Source organism: Massilia sp. UMI-21 (assembly GCA_015277795.1).
In the GTDB taxonomy this organism is placed as follows: Bacteria; Pseudomonadota; Gammaproteobacteria; order Burkholderiales; family Burkholderiaceae_D; genus Telluria.
The window spans coordinates 3,709,866-3,727,260 of the sequence record CP063848.1 but is presented as its reverse complement, the minus strand read 5'-3'; the positions used below and the strand labels follow the sequence as shown (position 1 = coordinate 3,727,260).

At 66.0% G+C, this 17,395-nt stretch carries 18 protein-coding genes; 9 read left to right on the top strand and 9 right to left on the bottom strand.

Annotated elements, in window-relative coordinates; genetic code table 11:
* Window positions 1–63: 63 nt before the first annotated feature.
* The 3 genes from IM543_16360 to IM543_16350 form a co-directional block, all read right to left on the bottom strand.
* A complete protein-coding gene (locus tag IM543_16360; GenBank protein QOY93134.1) occupies window positions 64–1,257 on the bottom strand; it encodes a PLP-dependent aminotransferase family protein in 1,194 nt (397 codons plus the stop codon).
* A gap of 164 nt (window positions 1,258–1,421) precedes the next feature.
* A complete protein-coding gene (locus IM543_16355) occupies window positions 1,422–1,883 on the bottom strand; it encodes a RidA family protein (protein ID QOY93133.1) in 462 nt (153 codons plus the stop codon).
* 88 nt (window positions 1,884–1,971) lie between these two features.
* Window positions 1,972–2,565: a TIGR01244 family phosphatase gene (locus tag IM543_16350; GenBank protein ID QOY93132.1), complete on the bottom strand. Its 594-nt coding sequence runs from the start codon at window positions 2,563–2,565 to the stop codon at window positions 1,972–1,974.
* Between the two features lie 111 nt (window positions 2,566–2,676).
* Here IM543_16350 and htpG point away from each other — a divergent pair, with 111 nt between their 5' ends.
* A complete protein-coding gene (htpG, locus tag IM543_16345; GenBank protein QOY93131.1) occupies window positions 2,677–4,596 on the top strand; it encodes a molecular chaperone HtpG in 1,920 nt (639 codons plus the stop codon).
* A gap of 243 nt (window positions 4,597–4,839) precedes the next feature.
* Here htpG and IM543_16340 read toward each other — a convergent pair whose 3' ends face one another.
* The 6 genes from IM543_16340 to kynB are packed head-to-tail and all read right to left on the bottom strand — an operon-like array spanning window position 4,840 to window position 9,865.
* A complete protein-coding gene (locus IM543_16340) occupies window positions 4,840–5,238 on the bottom strand; it encodes a GFA family protein (protein QOY93130.1) in 399 nt (132 codons plus the stop codon).
* A 59-nt stretch (window positions 5,239–5,297) separates the two neighbouring features.
* Window positions 5,298–5,849: an alpha/beta hydrolase gene (locus IM543_16335; GenBank protein QOY93129.1), complete on the bottom strand. Its 552-nt coding sequence runs from the start codon at window positions 5,847–5,849 to the stop codon at window positions 5,298–5,300.
* Between the two features lie 58 nt (window positions 5,850–5,907).
* Entirely contained in the window at window positions 5,908–7,047 is a 1,140-nt protein-coding gene (locus IM543_16330; protein ID QOY93128.1) for an acyltransferase, read from the bottom strand.
* Between the two features lie 53 nt (window positions 7,048–7,100).
* Window positions 7,101–7,943 (bottom strand): tryptophan 2,3-dioxygenase, encoded by an 843-nt coding sequence (gene kynA / locus IM543_16325; GenBank protein QOY93127.1) that lies wholly within the window; start codon window positions 7,941–7,943, stop codon window positions 7,101–7,103.
* A 9-nt stretch (window positions 7,944–7,952) separates the two neighbouring features.
* Window positions 7,953–9,209 carry a kynureninase gene (kynU, locus tag IM543_16320; protein ID QOY93126.1) on the bottom strand — a complete coding sequence of 419 codons (1,257 nt, stop codon included), beginning with the start codon at window positions 9,207–9,209 and terminating at the stop codon, window positions 7,953–7,955.
* Window positions 9,206–9,865, bottom strand: a complete 660-nt coding sequence (kynB, locus tag IM543_16315; GenBank protein QOY93125.1) for an arylformamidase — start codon at window positions 9,863–9,865, stop codon at window positions 9,206–9,208. Before kynB ends, kynU begins: the two co-directional genes overlap by 4 nt.
* A 593-nt stretch (window positions 9,866–10,458) precedes the next feature.
* Here kynB and flhD point away from each other — a divergent pair.
* The 8 genes from flhD (at window position 10,459) to cheA (ending at window position 17,394) form a co-directional block, all read left to right on the top strand.
* Window positions 10,459–10,776, top strand: a complete 318-nt coding sequence (gene flhD / locus IM543_16310) for a flagellar transcriptional regulator FlhD (protein QOY93124.1) — start codon at window positions 10,459–10,461, stop codon at window positions 10,774–10,776.
* Window positions 10,777–10,838: 62 nt separating this feature from the next.
* The gene (gene flhC, locus IM543_16305; GenBank protein QOY93123.1) at window positions 10,839–11,432 is read left to right on the top strand and encodes a flagellar transcriptional regulator FlhC; all 594 of its coding nucleotides are present in this window, start codon (window positions 10,839–10,841) and stop codon (window positions 11,430–11,432) included.
* A complete protein-coding gene (locus tag IM543_16300; protein ID QOY96721.1) occupies window positions 11,398–12,186 on the top strand; it encodes a class I SAM-dependent methyltransferase in 789 nt (262 codons plus the stop codon). The genes flhC and IM543_16300 overlap by 35 nt, the downstream gene beginning before the upstream one ends.
* Before the next feature lie 136 nt (window positions 12,187–12,322).
* Window positions 12,323–13,177: a flagellar motor stator protein MotA gene (motA, locus tag IM543_16295; protein ID QOY93122.1), complete on the top strand. Its 855-nt coding sequence runs from the start codon at window positions 12,323–12,325 to the stop codon at window positions 13,175–13,177.
* Between the two features lie 55 nt (window positions 13,178–13,232).
* On the top strand, window positions 13,233–14,180 hold the full coding sequence (motB, locus tag IM543_16290) for a flagellar motor protein MotB (protein QOY93121.1): 948 nt from the start codon (window positions 13,233–13,235) through the stop codon (window positions 14,178–14,180).
* Window positions 14,181–14,202: 22 nt separating this feature from the next.
* Entirely contained in the window at window positions 14,203–14,751 is a 549-nt protein-coding gene (locus IM543_16285; protein ID QOY93120.1) for a chemotaxis protein, read from the top strand.
* A gap of 81 nt (window positions 14,752–14,832) precedes the next feature.
* A complete protein-coding gene (locus IM543_16280) occupies window positions 14,833–15,198 on the top strand; it encodes a response regulator (protein ID QOY93119.1) in 366 nt (121 codons plus the stop codon).
* A gap of 36 nt (window positions 15,199–15,234) precedes the next feature.
* The gene (gene cheA / locus IM543_16275; protein QOY93118.1) at window positions 15,235–17,394 is read left to right on the top strand and encodes a chemotaxis protein CheA; all 2,160 of its coding nucleotides are present in this window, start codon (window positions 15,235–15,237) and stop codon (window positions 17,392–17,394) included.
* Window position 17,395: the final 1 nt, after the last annotated feature.

Genomic DNA, 17,395 nt, shown 5'->3' with positions numbered 1-17,395 from the left:
GCAGCCACCTTCGTGGTAGTCCGCCAGCCGTGACTGGCGGTTTCCGGCTCCGCTGTATGACAGTTACAGCATGTCCTTGATCAGCTTGCCAAGGATGGCGATGCCTTCGCGGATGCGTTCCGGAGGCACGGTCACGAAGGACAGGCGCAGGGTGTTGGTGGGCGCTTCGTTGGCGTAGAACGGCGCACCCGGCACGAAGGCCACGCGCGCGGCCAGCGACTGGTCGAGCAGTTTCATCGCGTCGATGCTTTGCGGCAGGGTAACCCAGATGAACATGCCGCCTTCCGGCCTGGTCCAGGTGACGCTGCTAGGGAAGTGCTCGGCCATCGCATCCAGCATCACCTGGCACTGGTCGCCGTACAGCTTGCGGATGGTCGGGATGTGCTGGTCGAGGAAGCCGTCCTTGACCACTTCATGCACCACCATCTGGGTCAGCTGGGCGGTGTGCAGGTCGGCCGCCTGCTTGGCCAGCTCGAGGCGGCGCACCAGCGGCAGCGGCGCGCAGACGTAGCCGAGGCGGATGCCCGGGGTCAGCACCTTCGAGAAGGAACCCATGTAGATCACGCCGTCCGGGTTCATCGCGACCATCTTCGGCATCGGCTCGCCGCGGTAAGACAGGGTGCCGTACGGGTCGTCCTCGATCAGCGGCAGCTGGAGGCGGGCGCAGGTCTCCACCAGTTCCTGGCGGCGTTCCAGCGACAGCGAACGGCCGGTCGGGTTCTGGAAGTTCGGCAGCGCGTACAGCAGGCGCGCGCCTTGCGCCACGCCTTCGATCGAGCCTGGGACCAGGCCGTGTTCGTCGGTGTCGACCGACTTGAATTCGGGGCGGTAGACCGAGAAGGCCTGCAGGGCGCCGAGGTAGCTCGGGGTTTCGACCAGCACCCGGCTGCCTTCGTCGATCAGGACCTTGCCCAGCAGGTCGAGCGCCTGCTGCGAGCCCGAGGTCATCAGGATCTGTTCAGGCAGGATGCGGCTGCCTTCGGTGGAGAGCGAATTGGCGATCCATTCCCGCAGCGGGCCGTAACCGTCGGTCGGGCCGTATTGCAGCGCGACCTTGCCGGTCTCGCTCAGGACCTTGTCGTACGCTTCTTTCATGCGTTCGACCGGGAAGGTGGCCGGCGACGGCAGTCCACCGGCGAAGGAGATGATCTCCGGACGCTGGGTGATCTTCAGGATCTCGCGGATGAACGAGCTTTGCAGCTGCTGCGCGCGCTCCGAAAACTGCCACTGGATGGGGTTTGGATTGTCGATTTTCATACTGGGCTCACAGGAAGGGACCGCACGCTTGGTGCCGGGCCATTATAAAGCACGCCGGGTAGGCGGCCTGGAAAGGCCGGGCCGGATAGGCCCAGCCCGCTCGCGCCCGACCCGCCCCGAGGGGGGGCCATGCCGGACGCGCTGGTTCTCTGGTTTTCTGGCGATCAGGCCACTTCGACGATCATCTCGATTTCGACGCAGGTGCCGCGCGGCAGCGCGGCCACGCCGAAGGCCGAACGGGCGTGCTTGCCGGCGTCGCCGAAGATCTCGCCGATCAGCTCCGAGCAGCCGTTGGTGACCAGGTGCTGCTCGTTGTATTCCGGGGTCGACGCGACCAGGCTCATCACCTTGACGATGCGCTTGACGCGGTTCAGGTCGCCGCCGACGGCTTCCTGCAGGGTGCCGATCAGGTCGATGGCGACCGAGCGCGCGGCCGCCTGGCCGTCCGCGGTGGTCTTGTCGCGGCCCAGGATGCCGGCGTTCGGCGAGCCGTCGGCGTTCTTCGCGATGTGGCCCGAGAGGAACACGAGGTTGCCGGTCTGTACGTACATGACGTAGGCGGCGGCCGGGGTGGCCGGCGCGGCCAGGGTGATGTTCAGTTCGTTGAGTTTGTCGTAGACGGACATGCTGTTTCCAGGTTGCAGTGGATGAAAGCGGTATTGTACGACTTGGCAGTCGCGCTGCCCACCGTTCTCGTTTGCATGCCGCCGGCGACTACTGCGCGATGCCGTCGCCGCGGCCCGCGATCCGCCGGCTCAGCGCCTCGCCCAGGTCGTCGGCCGACTGGCCTGCCGCCCGGATCGCCGCCAGGATCGTGGTCGCGTCCCGTCCGCCCGGACGCGAGGCTTCGGCCAGTCCCCAGGTGCGCGCGGCGCGGCTGCCGCTGCGGCAATAAATCAGCACGCGTTGCGAACCGCCGGCCAGCGCGGTGCGCAGCGCCTCGACGGCCTCGTCCGGAATCTTGCCGGGCCGCACCGGGATATACGAAAACCGCAAGTCCTGCGCCTGCGCCGCCGACGCCATGGCGGCGGAGGAGGGCTGGCCGGGGCCTTCGCCGTCGGGACGCAGGCTGATGATGCGCGTGTAGCCTTGCGCCTTCAGCAGGGGCAGGTCGGCTTCGCGCAGTTGTCCGGCCACCGCGATGCCCGGCGCTACCTCGCTGGCCTGCACCACGCCCGGCGCGGGTTCGGCGGCGCTGAGCGCCGGCACGGCGCCCAGGGTCGCGCAAGCCAATGCAAGGTACGAGGCAAGCGAGCGCCAGCGCATCGTGGCGATGGCTCCCGGCTTGTGAGTGAAACAATATTTCATTTTGACGCCCCGAATGAAAGAAAATTTCCTGATGAAAAGACCCCTTGAATACTGCCTTGCCATCCCAATATCGCATCAGTCTACAACCAGAACCACCCATGAGGAAATAATATGGCAGTCGCCGAAAAAGAAACCCTTGGCTTCCAGGCAGAAGTAAAACAGCTGTTGCAGCTCATGATCCACTCCTTGTACTCGAACAAGGAGATCTTCCTGCGCGAACTGATCTCGAACGCGTCCGACGCGGCCGACAAGCTGCGCTTCGAGGCGATCAACAACGACGCCTTGTACGGCAACGACCATGAACTGAAGATCCAGGTCAGCTTCGACAAGGATGCGCGCACCATCACGATTGCCGACAACGGCATCGGCATGAGCCGCGACGAGGTCATCTCGCACCTGGGCACCATCGCCAAGTCGGGCACCAAGGAATTCTTCAGCAAGCTGTCGGGCGACCAGCAGCAGGATGCCGCCCTGATCGGCCAGTTCGGCGTCGGCTTCTACTCGGCCTTCATCGTGGCCGACCGCGTCATCGTGAACACCCGCCGCGCCGGCGCCTTCGCTTCCGAAGGCGTGCGCTGGGAGTCGACCGGCGAAGGCGACTACAGCATCGAGCAGATCGAGAAGCCGGGGCGCGGCACCGAGGTGATCCTGCACCTGCGCGCCGGCGAGGAAGAGCTGCTCTCCAGCTGGAAGCTGAAGTCGATCATCCGCAAGTACTCGGACCACATCTCGCTGCCGATCGTGATGCGCAAGGAAGAGTGGGACGAGGAAAAGAAGGAAACGGTCCTGAAGGACGAGGTCGAAACCGTCAACCAGGCCAGCGCGCTGTGGGCGCGCAGCAAATCGGACATTACCGAGGAGCAGTACAACGAGTTCTACAAGCATGTCTCGCACGACTTCCAGGACCCGCTGGCCCATACCCACAACCGGGTGGAAGGCCGCAGCGAGTACACCCAGCTGCTGTTCGTGCCGGCGCATGCCCCGTTCGACCTGTGGGACCGCAACAAGCGCGCCGGCATCAAGCTGTACGTCAAGCGCGTGTTCATCATGGACGACGCCGAGCAGCTGATGCCGACCTACCTGCGCTTCATCAAGGGCGTGATCGATTCCGCGGACCTGCCGCTGAACGTCTCGCGCGAGATCCTGCAGGAGTCGCGCGACGTGAAGGTGATCCGCGAAGGCTCGACCAAGCGCGTGCTGGGCATGCTCGAAGAGATGGCGAATGCGGAAGAGCAGGCCGGCAAGGACAAGTACGCCACCTTCTGGAAGGAGTTCGGCCAGGTCCTGAAGGAAGGCATCGGCGAGGACGCGACCAACAAGGACCGCATCGCCAAGCTGCTGCGCTTTGCCTCGACCACCGGCGACTCGGACGAGCAGAACGTGTCGTTCGCCGACTACATCGGGCGCATGAAGGAAGGCCAGGACAAGATTTATTACGTCACCGCCGACAACTACAGCGCCGCGAAGAACAGCCCGCACCTGGAGATCTTCCGCAAGAAGGGCGTCGAAGTCCTCTTGATGACGGACCGCGTCGACGAGTGGATGCTGTCCTTCCTGAGCGAGTTCGAGGGCAAGGAACTGGTGTCGGTCGCCAAGGGCGGCCTGGACCTGGGCGCGCTCGAGGACGAGGCCGAGAAGCAGCAGCACGCGGAGCTCGAGTCCGGCTACAAGGAACTGGTCGAGAAGATGAAGGGTGCGCTGGGCGACAAGGCCAAGGACGTGCGCGTGACCTTCCGCCTGACCGATTCGCCGGCTTGCCTGGTCGCCGACGAGAACGAGCTGTCGGGTAACCTGCTGCGCATGCTGAAGGCGGCCGGCCAGGACGCGCCGGAATCGAAGCCGATCCTCGAGATCAACCCGAACCACCCGCTGGTGACGCGCCTGAAGTACGAAGACGCGAGCGGCGAGCGCTTCGCCGACTGGTCGCACATCCTGTTCGACCAGGCCATGCTGGCCGAGGGCGGCAGCCTGAAGGATCCGGCCAGTTTCGTCAAGCGCCTGAACGAGATGCTGCTGGCGACGGCGAAGTAATCACGCCGGTCGTCAGCCGTACATCGAACCGGGGCCACGCGCCCCGTTTTTTTTTGCGTAGGGTGGGCGGCTCCACCGCAACGCGCGCGTCGACCGCGGCCTTGTTGCCGCCCACGCGTTCAACAGGCGCTTGCACGACGCTCGCAGGTCCGTGGGATGCAAGCCTGCGTCGAACGCGTGGGCGGCGCCGGCGCTGCGGGATGATCGCATCTCAGGGTGGAGCCGCCCACCCTACGGTGTCGGTCAAAGCTGCCGGGTTTCCGCCGGAGGCGTCACCCAGTTGTCGTTGCGCCCGTCGAGGTAGCGCACCGGCGCGGCCAGCAGCGCCTCCACCGGCAGGTCGTCCAGGCTGGCCAGCACGACCGCATGGAAGGGCCCCAGCGCCGGCGAGGCGCCGGTCGAGAAGGTGTTGATGCCGCACTGCCCGCAAAAATAATGCGCATCCTGCCGGGTGTGAAAGCGGTATTCGCGCAGCGCATCGGCGCCGGCCAGCAGCCGGAACGAAGGCGAGGGCACCTGCGCCGCCCAGAAGCGCATCTTGCTGCAGATGCTGCAGTTGCACTTGATGGTGCCGGCCCCGAGGTCGATGTCCGCTTCGAATCGGACGCTGCCGCAGTGGCAGCTGCCGTGGTAGGTCTTCATGCCGTTCGTGGTTCGTCGTTCCGCATTGTCCGGGGGCGCAGGCGCCGTTTCCAGCACCGTCACGCCGGATGCCCGATCTGGCCGCAGAATTCGCGCAGCAGGCGCTCGCCCTCGGGCCAGGGGCCGTGCCCCGAGTCCGCGTTGACGTGGCCGGCCGCGCCGATGTCCACCAGCCGGCTGCCCCAGGCTCCGGCGAAGGCGGCGGCGCGCTCCGGCGACACGTAAGGGTCGTCGCTGCTGGCCAGGACCAGGCTCGGGAAGGGCAGGGGCGCGAGCGGGATCGGGGCGAAGCCGCCCGCCGGCACCGGATAGCTGGGCGCCTCGACGTCGCTCGGCGCCACCAGGAAGGCGCCGGCCACTTTCAGCGGCGAACGGCTGGCGGCCCAGTGCGCCACCAGCATGCAGCCGAGGCTGTGCGCGACCAGGATCGGCGCGCCGCGGCAAGTGGCGATCGCGGCGTCCAGTTCGGCCACCCACTCGTCGCGTGCCGGGCAGTTCCAGTCGCGGTGCCCGGCCTTGGTCCAGGCCGGATAGCGCTCCTGCCATTGGCTTTGCCAGTGCCCGGGTCCGGAATTCCACAGGCCTGCCAGGATCAGTACGTCGCACTTCATCTCGCCTCCGCCGTTAAATAAAGATCAAGGCCGATTGTACGTCGAAAGCGGCGCGCGTTCAGGCAGCGGAGCGGTCGCTCGGCGCCAGCGCCGCGGCATCGGCCGGCCGGCGGCGCGGGGCCAGCAAGCGTGCGAACAGGGCGCGCGCCACGTGGCGCCGGCGTTCGGTCACGGCGCCCAGCGCGAAGGTGGTCGCGCCGATCAGGGTGGCCAGCGCCAGCAGGTCGGCGCCGGCCGTGCGCTGGTGCGGATAGAACGTCAGCCACAGCCGGATCACGAGCGCGTGCGACAGGTAGAGCGTGAAGGTGTACGAGGCCAGCAGCCGCACGGCCGGCGCGATGCGCAGCAGCGCCGTGAAGCCGGCGTCGCGCGCGCAGGCGAAATTGGCCAGCACGATCGCGCCCACCAGGTAGTCGCCCAGGAAGCGATCGGCACTGCCCAGCGGCAGGGACGGGAAGGGCCAGCAGGCGATGCCGGCGGCGCGCAGGGGCGCTTCGAGGTCGAGCGCGACCCAGGCGCCGAACAGCAGCAGGGTCGCCAGCCAGCCGCCGCGCGCCACGCCCTGGCCCAGGCGGGGCCCCCGATCGCCGCGGCTCAGCCACGCCCCGGCCAGCCATACCGGCAGCAACAGCCACAGCTTGTAGCCCATCAGGGCCAGCGTCAGCGCCACCAGCACGGCGCGGCGCGCGCCGCGCAGGTAGCAGGCCAGTCCGAACAGCAGGTAATACCAGGCCTCGTAGCCGAGCGACCAGTAGGGCACCAGGTAGGACGGTACTTCGGCCAGGGTCCAGTGCTGCCCCAGGAACAGCAGGTGCAAGAGCAGGTACAGGTAGGCCTTGTCGAGCATGTAGGCGCGCGGCGGGGCGATGTCGGTGAAGGCGCGCACCGCCAGGGCGCTGGCCAGCGCCAGCAGCAGGACCGGCAGCGCGACCGAATACACGCGCGACAGGCGCGCCGCCGCGTACGCGCGCCCCGACAGGCGCTGCCGGTCGGTGGTGGCGGCGATCACGTAGCCGGACAGCACGAAGAACACGATCACCGCTTCGCGTCCCATGTGGGTCCACGGACCCCACGCACCCCTCGGGATGGCGCCGAAGAATTCGAAATGGGATGCCACGACCAGCAGCGCGGCCAGCAGCCGGGTCAAGTCGAGGTAGAGGGAAAACGGCTGCCCGAGGGCAGGCGGCGAAGTCGGCATGTTTTCTTATTATTAAGCAAACAAGCGATCATGTACCGCCCGGCGGGCGACAATCACAGCGCGGTGCGCAGCGCGAACAGTTCCGGGAACAGCACCACGTCGAGCATCTTGCGCAGGTAGCTGACGCCGGCGGTGCCGCCGGTGCCGGTCTTGAAGCCGATGATGCGCTCGACCGTGCTCACGTGGCGGAAACGCCAGAAGCGGAAGGCGGTTTCCAGGTCCACCAGTTTCTCGGCCAGTTCGTACAGCGCCCAGTGATGCTCGGTATCCTGGTAGACCCCGAGCCAGGCCGCCTTGACGCTGTCGTCCGCTTGCGTGGGCCGGGTCCAGTCGCCGGCCAGGCGCACGGGCGCGATCGCGAAACCGCTGCGCGCCAGCAGCATCACCGCTTCGTCGTACACCGACGGCGCCTGCAGCTCCTGCTGCAGGATGGCATGGGCCGCGGGCGACTTCTCGTGCACGGCGAGCAGGTTCGGGTTCTTGTTCCCGAGGATGAATTCGAGTTCGCGGTACTGGAAGGACTGGAAGCCCGACGAGGCGCCCAGGTAGGGCCGGATCGCGGTGTACTCGGGCGGCGTCATGGTCGCCAGCACGTCCCAGGCATGCACCAGCTGGTCCATGATGCGCGCCACCCGCGCCAGCATCTTGAAGGCCGGCGGCAGCTTGTTTTCCCTGATGTGGCGGCGCACCGCCTGCAGTTCGTGCAGCATCAGCTTGATCCACAGCTCGCTGGTCTGGTGCTGGACGATGAACAGCATTTCGTTGTGGTTCGGCGAGCGCGGGTGCTGGGCCGACAGGATCTGGTCCAGGCCCAGGTAGTCGCCGTAGCTCATGGATTCCTTGAAGTCCAGCTTCGCGCCATGCCACTCGGCCTCGGTCTTGGGGGTATCGCCCATGTGTTCTCCTCAGGTAACGAGACTGCGCTCGAGCGCCACGTCGTAGTCGCGGCGGTCGAGGATGTCCTTCAGGATCGCCACCGCGTCCCACACGTCGGCGAAGCCCGTGTACAGCGGGGTGAAGCCGAAGCGCATGATGGCCGGTTCGCGGTAGTCGCCGATCACGCCGCGGCGAATCAAGGCCTGCATCACCGCATAGCCGTGCGGATGGGTGAAGCTGGCCTGGCTGCCGCGCCGGGCATGCTCGCGCGGCGTCACCAGGCCCAGCGGATGCCCCGCGCAGGTCGATTCGACCAGTTCGATGAACAGGTCGGTGAGAAGCAGCGATTTCTCGCGGACCGCCGCCATCGTGGTTTCTTCGAACACGGCCAGGCCGCATTCGACCAGCGCCAGCGACAGCACCGGCTGGGTGCCGCACAGCGCGCGGCCGATGCCTTCGCATGCCTCGAAACCGTGCGCCATCGCGAACGGCCTGGCGTGGCTCCACCAGCCGGTGAGCGGATGGGCGAACGCGGCCTGGTGGCGCCGCGGCACCCAGATGAAGGCCGGCGCGCCGGGGCCGCCGTTCAGGTATTTATAGGTGCAGCCGACCGCGAAGTCGGCCTGCGCCGCGTGCAGGTCGACCGGCACCGCGCCGGCCGAATGGGCCAGGTCCCAGACGGCCAGGGCGCCGGCAGCGTGCGCGTGGCGGGTCAAGGCGGCCATGTCGTGCTGGTAGCCGGTGCGGTAGTTGACGTGGGTGAGCATCAGCACCGCGCAGTCGGCATCGACCGCGCCCGCGATCTCTTCCACCGAATCGACCAGGCGCACGCGGTAGCCCTGCCGCAGCCATCCGGCCAGGCCTTCGGCCATGTAGATGTCGGTCGGGAAGTTGCTGCGTTCGGTAACGATGGTGCGGCGGGAAGCGGCCGGCCCCTGCGCCTGCAGGTGCAGCGCGGCGGCCAGCGCCTTGAACAGGTTGAGCGAGGTGGTGTCGGTGGCCACGACTTCGCCGTCCTGCGCGCCGATCAGCGGGGCCAGGCGGTCGCCCAGGCGCTTGGGCAGGTCGAACCAGCCGGCCGTGTTCCAGCTCTTGATCAGGTCCTGGCCCCATTCGCGGCCGACGACTTCCTGGGCGCGCGCCAGCGCCGCCTTGGGGCGGGCGCCCAGCGAATTGCCGTCCAGGTAGATCACGCCCTGGGGCAGGTCGAAGCGCTCGCGCAGGGCGCGCAGCGGGTCGCGTTCGTCGCGGGCCACGCAATCGGCGCGGCTGATGGTGGTGCTCATGGGGTTTCCTTCGGTGGCTGCGCGCGCACGAGTTCACGTAGCACGGCGCGTACCGGGCTGGCGTCCATCCCGGCGAGTTTCAGGGGCAGGGCGAGCAGTTCGTAGTCGCCCTCGGGGACCTCGTCCAGCACGATGCCTTCCAGGATGGCCATGCCGTTCGCGCGCACGGCATGGTGGGCGTCGAGGGTCTTGGAATCCTGCGGGTCGAGCGAGGGCGTGTCGGTGCCGACCAGGATCGCGCCGCGGCTGGCCAGCAGCGCGATCGCCGCCGGCGTAACGGCGGCGAAGGCCGGGTCCCAGGCCGTTTGCGGGGCGCTGGCGTAGGTACGCAGCAGCACGCGCGGCGGGACGCCATCGAGCTTGCCTTCCAGGTGGGCCGCCTCGACGGCGCCGGCGCCGATGCAGTGGATCACGCGGCAGGGCCCGATGTAAGGGCGCAGGTCGACCGCGTCGATGGCGCTGCCGGCCGGGTCGTAGTGGCTGGGGGCGTCGGTATGGGCGCCGAGGTGGGTCGTCATCGTCATGCGGCTGACGCGGACCGGACAGCCGTCCTGGATCTGCCAGGTCGGGCTGGCCGCGAAGGGCGTATCGCCGGGCCAGACCGGGATCGCAGCCGAGATGGTCGGGCTGATGTCCCAGAGTCGTAAAGATTCCATGCTCGCCTTACAAGATAGTTGAGGCCTGAAGTGAATTGGTCAGCCTCGCAGTGTAGCAAGTTCCGCCGGTCGCCGCCCCATTTTGTTGGCTTGGCGCTAACTTTATAAGGCAAGTAAAAATTTTTAAAAAAAATCCGCGAAACCCCTCAAGTTTCCCGCGCCCCCGCCGTTACCCATTCCAGAAGCGCGGTAGAGGGTCTCGAAAATATTTTTAAAAAAACCCTCAAGTTCCTGCGCGGGGCGCCGTTAAGAAGATGAAAGGGCGGCAAAAGATTGAAAAATATTTTGCGAAAACCCTCAAGTTCTCCAAAAGCTTGACGTAAATCGTAGCAAGCGCACGACAGAATCAGGGGCGGGCGCACAATTTCCGGGTGGTTGTCAGCACCGCCCACGGCCCCGATTTCATAGGGGCGCCAGAGTGATCCGGAAGGGTTTGTCAGACAAACTCCTACGGATCATGCCGTCATTTCGCGGACGAAAAATACAGAGTTTGTCCAATTCCGAAAAAGTTTCCTCACGGTCAGAATCTATCTCAACGGCAACACCTCAGTAACCACTGAGTCGCCGGTGAAACGGATAACGGAGAGAGTGAAATGACGATGAACGACATGATGGCTGAAATTCGCGATGCCAACCTGAGCTACCTGATGCTGGCTCAGCAGATGATCCGCGCCGACAAGGTCACCGCCATCTTCCGTCTGGGCATCTCCGCCGATATCGCCGAGCTGATCGAAAGCATGAGCAATGCCCAGATCCTGAAGCTGGCAAGCGGCAACATGATGCTGGCCCGCTTCCGCTTCGACGACACCGCCATCCTGTCGATGCTGACCAGCCACACCAAGGAGCGCAGCCTGGCCCAATCGCACGCCGCGATCCTGATGGCCGGCCAGCCTGTGGAAGAGATCGTATAAAATCCCGCTGAGGCAGCTCCGCCGGGGCTGCATGGCAAGGCTACACCAGAGCGGGAGCGGGGATGAGCAAGAAAAGCGTCGTATCGGAAGCACAGGAAATCCAGCTTGCGATCGAACTGATCAACCTGGGGGCGCGCCTCCAGTTGCTCGAAACCGAAGTCTCGCTCTCGCGCGAGCGCCTGCTCAAGCTGTACAAGGAACTCAAGGGCGTCTCTCCGCCCAAGGGCATGCTGCCGTTCTCGACCGACTGGTTCCTGACCTGGCAACCGAATATCCATTCCTCGCTCTTCATCAATATCCACCGCTTCCTGGTCGAACATGCCGGCGCCACCGGCATCCAGGCGGTGATGAAGGCTTACAAGCTCTACCTCGAACAGATGCCGCCCGAGCCGGGCGAAGAGCCGCTGCTCTCGCTGACCCGCGCCTGGACCCTGGTGCGCTTCTTCCAGAGCGGCATGCTGGTGCTGGCCCCGTGCGGCAAGTGCCAGGGCAAGTATGTCGTCAACGCCCTCGACCTGAACGCCGACTACCTGTGTGGCCTGTGCCACATGCCTTCGCGCGCCGGCAAGACCCGCAAGGCCAGGGACGCCAAGGAAGCCCGGGATGCCCAGGATGCCCAGGATGCGGCCGCTGCCGCCGCCCGGCAGGGCGACTGAACACCCGATCGTGACACCCGCGATCGCGGCGCTGCTGCTGCAAGTTGCCGCTGTCCCCCTGACGCTTGCCCTCACCTGGCTGCTGGCCACGGCCGGCGTCCCGATGTCCTACCTGGCGGTGGCCCTGGTCCAGGGCCTGCTTGCCGCCGGCCTGAGCTGGTGGCGCGGGCTGGCCAGCTGGTGGCGTTTCATCCAGTTCTTCTTTGCGCCGGCGCTGCTGGGCGCCTCCGCGCTGGCGATCCCGCCCCTGGTCTTCCTGGCCGTCTTCCTGTTCCTGCTGCTGTTGTACTGGTCGACCTACCGCACCCAGGTGCCGTACTACCCGTCCAACCGGCGCGTGTGGGAGGCGCTCGCCAGCCTCCTGCCGGCACGCGAGCGGGTGAGGGTGATCGACATCGGCAGCGGCCTGGGCGGCCTGGTGCTGCACCTGGCGCGCTTGCGGCCCGGCATCGAGGCGGCCGGCATCGAGCTGGCGCCGCTGCCCTGGCTGCTGAGCCGCTTGCGCGCACGGCTGGCAGGAAGCGGGGCGCGCTTCCTGCGCGGCGACTACGAACACCTGGATTTTGCGCAATTTGACGTCGTGTTCGCCTACCTGTCCCCGGCTGCCATGGACGCACTGTGGCGCAAGGCCGCACGCGAGATGCGCCCCGGGGCGCTGCTCATCAGTTACGAATTCGTCATTGACGATCGGCTACCTGACCGTACCGTCTACCCGACAGAGGGCGGGCCGGCGCTGTATATCTGGGACTTTTAGGCGACAAAACCGGCCTTTCTGCTTGCCGAGGGGCCATTCTCCCGCTAGAGTGGTTCCCTGCGTCAACTTTGCTTGAAATCACTAAATTTGAGTCTGCCGGACGGATCATCCCCGGCGTATCTGGAGCGGAATTCCCTTGTTAGTCATTTTCGGTTACCTGTTCGTCTGTGCCTGTGTATTCGGCGGTTTCGCGCTGGCCGGCGGTCACCTGGCTTCGCTCTGGCAGCCGATCGAGCTCTTGATGATCGGCGGCGCAGCGCTTGGCGCCTTCTTCGTCGGCAACACCATGAAGTCGATCAAGGCCACGATCAAGGCCTTTCCAAGCATCTTCAAGGGGTCGCAGTACACCAAGGACATGTACATGGAGTTGATGGCGCTGCAGTTCGACGTGCTGTCGAAAGTGCGCAAGGAAGGCCTGATGTCGATCGAAGGCGACATCGAGGCGCCGGAAGCCTCGCCGCTGTTTTCCAAGTACCCGGCGGTGCTGGCCGACCACCACATCATCGAGTTCATGACCGACTACCTGCGCCTGATGGTGTCGGGGAACATGGACGCGATGCAGATCGAAAACCTGATGGACAACGAGATCGAGACCCACCACCACGAAGGCGCGATCCCGGCCCACGTGATCGCGAAGATCGGTGACGGCCTGCCGGCCTTCGGCATCGTGGCGGCGGTGATGGGCGTGGTCCACACCATGGAGTCGGTGGGCCTGCCGCCGGCCGAACTGGGCATCCTGATCGCCAAGGCGCTGGTCGGCACCTTCCTCGGTATCCTGCTGGCCTACGCTTTCGTTTCCCCGCTGGGAAATGTGCTCGAACAGAAGCTCGAAGAATCGACCAAGATCTTCCAGTGCGTGAAGGTCACCCTGCTGGCGAGCCTGAACGGCTACGCGCCGGCGCTGGCCGTGGAATTCGGCCGCAAGGTGCTGTACTCGACCGAGCGCCCGAGCTTCGCCGAGCTCGAAGAGCACATCAAGAAGAAGAAGTAAGCCGCAATGCCGCTGCATCATCCCATTCACATGAACGTCGACGCGCGAGGGCACCATGGCTGACGAAGGCATGCGCCCGATCGTGGTCAAGCGCATCAAGAAGGTGCAGGGCGGTCATCATGGCGGCGCCTGGAAGATCGCGTACGCCGACTTCGTGACCGCGATGATGGCATTCTTCCTGCTCATGTGGCTGCTCGGCTCGACCGCCAAGGGCGACCTGGAAGGCATCTCGGAATATTTCGCGACGCCGCTCAAGGTGGCGATGGCGGGCGGCTCGGGCGCGGGCGACTCCTCGTCGGTGATCAAGGGCGGCGGCACCGACCTGACCCGCCGCAACGGCCAGGTCAAGAAGGGCGACATCGACCCGAGCTCGAAGACCTACAACCTGGAAGCGGCCAAGGCCCAGGTCGCGAAGGCCGAAGCCGACCGCCTGCAGTCGCTCAAGGCCAGGATCGAATCGGTCATCGAGGTCAACCCGCTGCTCAAGAAATACAAGAACCAGCTGCTGCTCGACATCACCAGCGAAGGCCTGCGCATCCAGATCGTGGACGAGCAGAACCGTCCGATGTTCGAACTGGCCAGGGCCGAGCTGCAGCCGTACACGAGAGAGATCCTGAACGTGATCGGCATGGTGCTCAACGAGGTGCCGAACAAGATCGGCCTGTCCGGCCATACCGACTCGACCCCGTATGTGAGCGACGCCGGCTACAGCAACTGGGAACTGTCGGCCGACCGCGCCAACGCCTCGCGCCGCGAACTGGTGCGCGGCGGCCTGGGCGACGACAAGGTGCTGCGCGTGGTGGGCCTGGCCTCGGCCGCGCCGCTCGACCGCACCGATCCGTTCAACCCGATCAACCGGCGCATCAGCATCATCGTGATGAACAAGCGCACCGAGGAAGCCGTGCAGCGCGACGCCGCTTCGCTCGAGGTGCCGGCACAGCAACCCGCGGCGGCCGCCGAGGCGGTGGCCGCGGCCGGCGGCATGCCGCCCGGCGCCAAATAGCCCAGCAGGACTGGAGACGCGAATGAAAAGAAAAAAGATTCTGGGGTCGCACGTGAAGCGCCTGCTGTCGGGTGTGGCCATCCACGGGCGCCGCCACCTGACCGAGGTCGAGACCGACCTGCTGCAGACCGAGCTGCTGCTGGAGGAAGCCATCGACAAGCTGACCAGCAGCTTCATGGCGATCCATACCGCGGTCGGCGCGCGCCAGGAGGCAATCAACCGCCTGCTGGCCGGCGAGACCCCGAGCGCGGAAGACAGCGCGAACCTGGCGGACATGTCGGGCGAGATCGGCCAGCACGTGAACTCGGCGATCACCAGCATGCAGTTCCAGGACATGACCAGCCAGCTGATCGACCGTACGCTGCGCCGCGTGACCGGCCTGCGCGACTTCCTCGGCACCCTCGGCGACCACGGCGCCGAGATCGCGCCGGAGACCGACAGCGACGAGATCGTCGAGCGCCTGGGCAAGGTCAGCATGGCGCTGGCGATCCAGTCGCTCGAGCTGCGCAGCATGCTGCGCAAGTCGGTCAACCAGCAGCACCTCGAAAGCGGGGACATCGAACTCTTCTGAGTGCGCTGGCCACGACAAATACACATTCAGCCATTTAACATTCAACCGGCGCAGTCCGGAACAAAACAGCAGGAGCAAAACATGGCAAAAACGATTCTCGCGGTCGACGATTCCAGTTCGCTGCGCCAGATGGTGGCCTTCAGCCTCAAGGCGGCCGGCTACAACGTGGTGGAAGCCGTCGACGGCCAGGATGGCCTCGACAAGGCGAAGCAGCAGAGCGTGGACCTGGTCCTGACCGACCAGAACATGCCGCGCATGGACGGCCTGGCCCTGATCAAGACCCTGCGCACGCTGCCGACCTACGCCAAGACCCCGATCCTGATGCTGACCACCGAATCGTCCGACGAGATGAAGGCCAAGGGCCGCGCCGCCGGCGCCAACGGCTGGCTGGTCAAGCCTTTCGACCCCCAGCGTCTCATCGAAGTAGTCAAGAAGGTCATCGGTTAAGGCGATGAGCGGCCGGGCCTTTCAGGGAATTTCATCATGACGATCGACATCAGCCAGTTTTACCAGGTCTTTTTCGACGAGGCAGAGGAACTGCTCGCCGAAATGGAGCGGCTGCTGCTGGGCGTCGAGGTGGCCGCGCCCGACCCGGAAGACCTGAATGCGATCTTCCGCACCGCCCACTCGGTCAAGGGCGGCGCCTCGACCTTCGGCTTGAGCGACATGAGCGAAGTCACGCACGTGCTCGAGTCGCTGCTGGACCGCATCCGCAAGGGCGAGATGGCGCTCACCAGCAACCACGTGGACGCCTTCCTGGCGGCCAAGGACAGCCTCAAGATGCAGCTCGACGGCCACCGCCACGGCGCGGCGGTCGACCAGGAGGCGGTCGCCAACGTGCGCATGGTGCTGCACGACCTGGCCGAGGGCCTGGTGCCGCAGGCGCCGCTGGTGGCGCCGTCCTACCTGACGGCGCAGGCCAGGACCGATCACCCGCTCGAGAACGCGCACCGCTACAAGATCGAACTGCCGGCGGTCGAGCTGCGCGACATCAGCGCGCTGGTCGACGAGCTCGGCCTGATGGGCCGCGTCAAGGTGACCCCGCTGGAAGGCGGGCGCAGCGCCATCGTCATCACCACCCACGAGAGCCTGGACGACATCATCGCGATCTGCTCCTTCGTGCTCGATCCGGACGACCTGAAGATCTTCGAAGCCCCGCCCTTGAGCCCGGAGCAGCGCGCCATCGAGGCCGCCGAGCGCAAGCGCATCGAGGACGAGCAGGGCTACGGTTTCTTCGACGTCGATGACGACAGCGCGCCCGCTGCCGATGAAGCCTTGTCGGAGGACGAGCGCGGCTACGGCTTCTTCCAGCCGATCGAGCAGATCCGCGCGCTGGCGGGCATCACGAACGAACCGGCGCCCACGCCGGCGCCGGCGCAGCGCCCCGAACCGCTCGAAGCGAGCGAGACCACCGACAAGAAGGCCGCCAGGAAGGATCCGCACGCCGAATCGTCCTCGATCCGGGTGTCGGTCGAGAAGGTCGACCAGCTGATCAACCTGATCGGCGAACTGGTGATCACCAATGCCATGCTCGAGCAAAGGAGCGGCAACCTCGACCCGATGGCGCACGAGCGCCTGCTGAACTCCATCAGCCAGCTGGGCCGCAACACGCGCGAGCTGCAGGAAGCCGTGATGTCGATCCGCATGATGCCGATGGACTTCGTGTTCTCGCGCTTCCCGCGCATGGTGCGCGACCTGGCCGGCAAACTCGGCAAGAAGGTGGACTTCATCACCAACGGCGCCGCCACCGAACTGGACAAGGGCCTGATCGAGCGCATCGTCGACCCGCTGACCCATCTGGTGCGCAACTCGATCGACCACGGCATCGAGATGCCGGCCGCGCGCGCGGCCGCCGGCAAGTCGGAGGCGGGCCGCCTGTTCCTGTCGGCCGGCCACCAGGGCGGCAACATCGTCATCGAAGTCTCGGACGACGGCGGCGGGCTGAACCGCGAGCGCATCCTGGCCAAGGCGGCCGAGAACGGGCTGGCCGTCAGCGACAACATGAGCGACGAGGAGGTCTGGCAGCTGATCTTCGCGCCCGGCTTCTCGACCGCCGAGCAGGTGACCGACGTCTCGGGACGCGGCGTCGGCATGGACGTCGTCAAGCGCAACATCGCCGCGATGGGCGGCAGCGTCGACATCCGCTCGGCGCGCGGCTTCGGCACCACGATCTCGATCTCGCTGCCGCTGACGCTGGCGATCCTGGACGGCATGTCGATCCGCAGCGGCGAAGAGGTGTATATCCTGCCGCTGTCCTTCGTGGTCGAGTCGCTGCAGCCGGCGCCGCAGGATATCCGCGAGATCGCGGGACGCGGACGCGTGCTCAAGGTGCGCGGCGAATACCTGCCGCTGATCCCCTTGTACCAGATGTTCGACATCAGCGCGCGCATCACCGATCCGTCGGAAGGCATCGTGGTGATCCTCGAGACCGAGGGCAAGCGGGCCGCGCTGTTCGTGGACGAACTGGTGGGCCAGCAGCAGGTGGTGGTCAAGAACCTGGAGGCGAATTACCGCAAGGTGGCCGGCATCTCCGGCGCCACCATCCTCGGCGACGGCGGCGTCGCCCTGATCCTGGACGTGGCCGCGCTGGTGCGCTCGTCGCGCCAGCTGCTGGGCGACGCGGTCGCTTCGTCCAGCCTTTGAC

Coding starts and splice junctions, on each gene's coding strand:
- IM543_16330 (QOY93128.1), bottom strand. CDS start 7,047: ATGCCGACTTCGCCGCCTGCCCTCGGGCAGCCGTTTTCCCTCTACCTC.
- kynB (QOY93125.1), bottom strand. CDS start 9,865: ATGGAATCTTTACGACTCTGGGACATCAGCCCGACCATCTCGGCTGCG.
- IM543_16280 (QOY93119.1), top strand. CDS start 14,833: ATGGCAAAAACGATTCTCGCGGTCGACGATTCCAGTTCGCTGCGCCAG.
- IM543_16300 (QOY96721.1), top strand. CDS start 11,398: ATGCGGCCGCTGCCGCCGCCCGGCAGGGCGACTGAACACCCGATCGTG.
- flhD (QOY93124.1), top strand. CDS start 10,459: ATGACGATGAACGACATGATGGCTGAAATTCGCGATGCCAACCTGAGC.
- cheA (QOY93118.1), top strand. CDS start 15,235: ATGACGATCGACATCAGCCAGTTTTACCAGGTCTTTTTCGACGAGGCA.
- motB (QOY93121.1), top strand. CDS start 13,233: ATGGCTGACGAAGGCATGCGCCCGATCGTGGTCAAGCGCATCAAGAAG.
- IM543_16285 (QOY93120.1), top strand. CDS start 14,203: ATGAAAAGAAAAAAGATTCTGGGGTCGCACGTGAAGCGCCTGCTGTCG.
- IM543_16340 (QOY93130.1), bottom strand. CDS start 5,238: ATGAAGACCTACCACGGCAGCTGCCACTGCGGCAGCGTCCGATTCGAA.
- kynU (QOY93126.1), bottom strand. CDS start 9,209: ATGAGCACCACCATCAGCCGCGCCGATTGCGTGGCCCGCGACGAACGC.
- flhC (QOY93123.1), top strand. CDS start 10,839: ATGAGCAAGAAAAGCGTCGTATCGGAAGCACAGGAAATCCAGCTTGCG.
- htpG (QOY93131.1), top strand. CDS start 2,677: ATGGCAGTCGCCGAAAAAGAAACCCTTGGCTTCCAGGCAGAAGTAAAA.
- IM543_16360 (QOY93134.1), bottom strand. CDS start 1,257: ATGAAAATCGACAATCCAAACCCCATCCAGTGGCAGTTTTCGGAGCGC.
- kynA (QOY93127.1), bottom strand. CDS start 7,943: ATGGGCGATACCCCCAAGACCGAGGCCGAGTGGCATGGCGCGAAGCTG.
- IM543_16355 (QOY93133.1), bottom strand. CDS start 1,883: ATGTCCGTCTACGACAAACTCAACGAACTGAACATCACCCTGGCCGCG.
- IM543_16350 (QOY93132.1), bottom strand. CDS start 2,565: ATGAAATATTGTTTCACTCACAAGCCGGGAGCCATCGCCACGATGCGC.
- IM543_16335 (QOY93129.1), bottom strand. CDS start 5,849: ATGAAGTGCGACGTACTGATCCTGGCAGGCCTGTGGAATTCCGGACCC.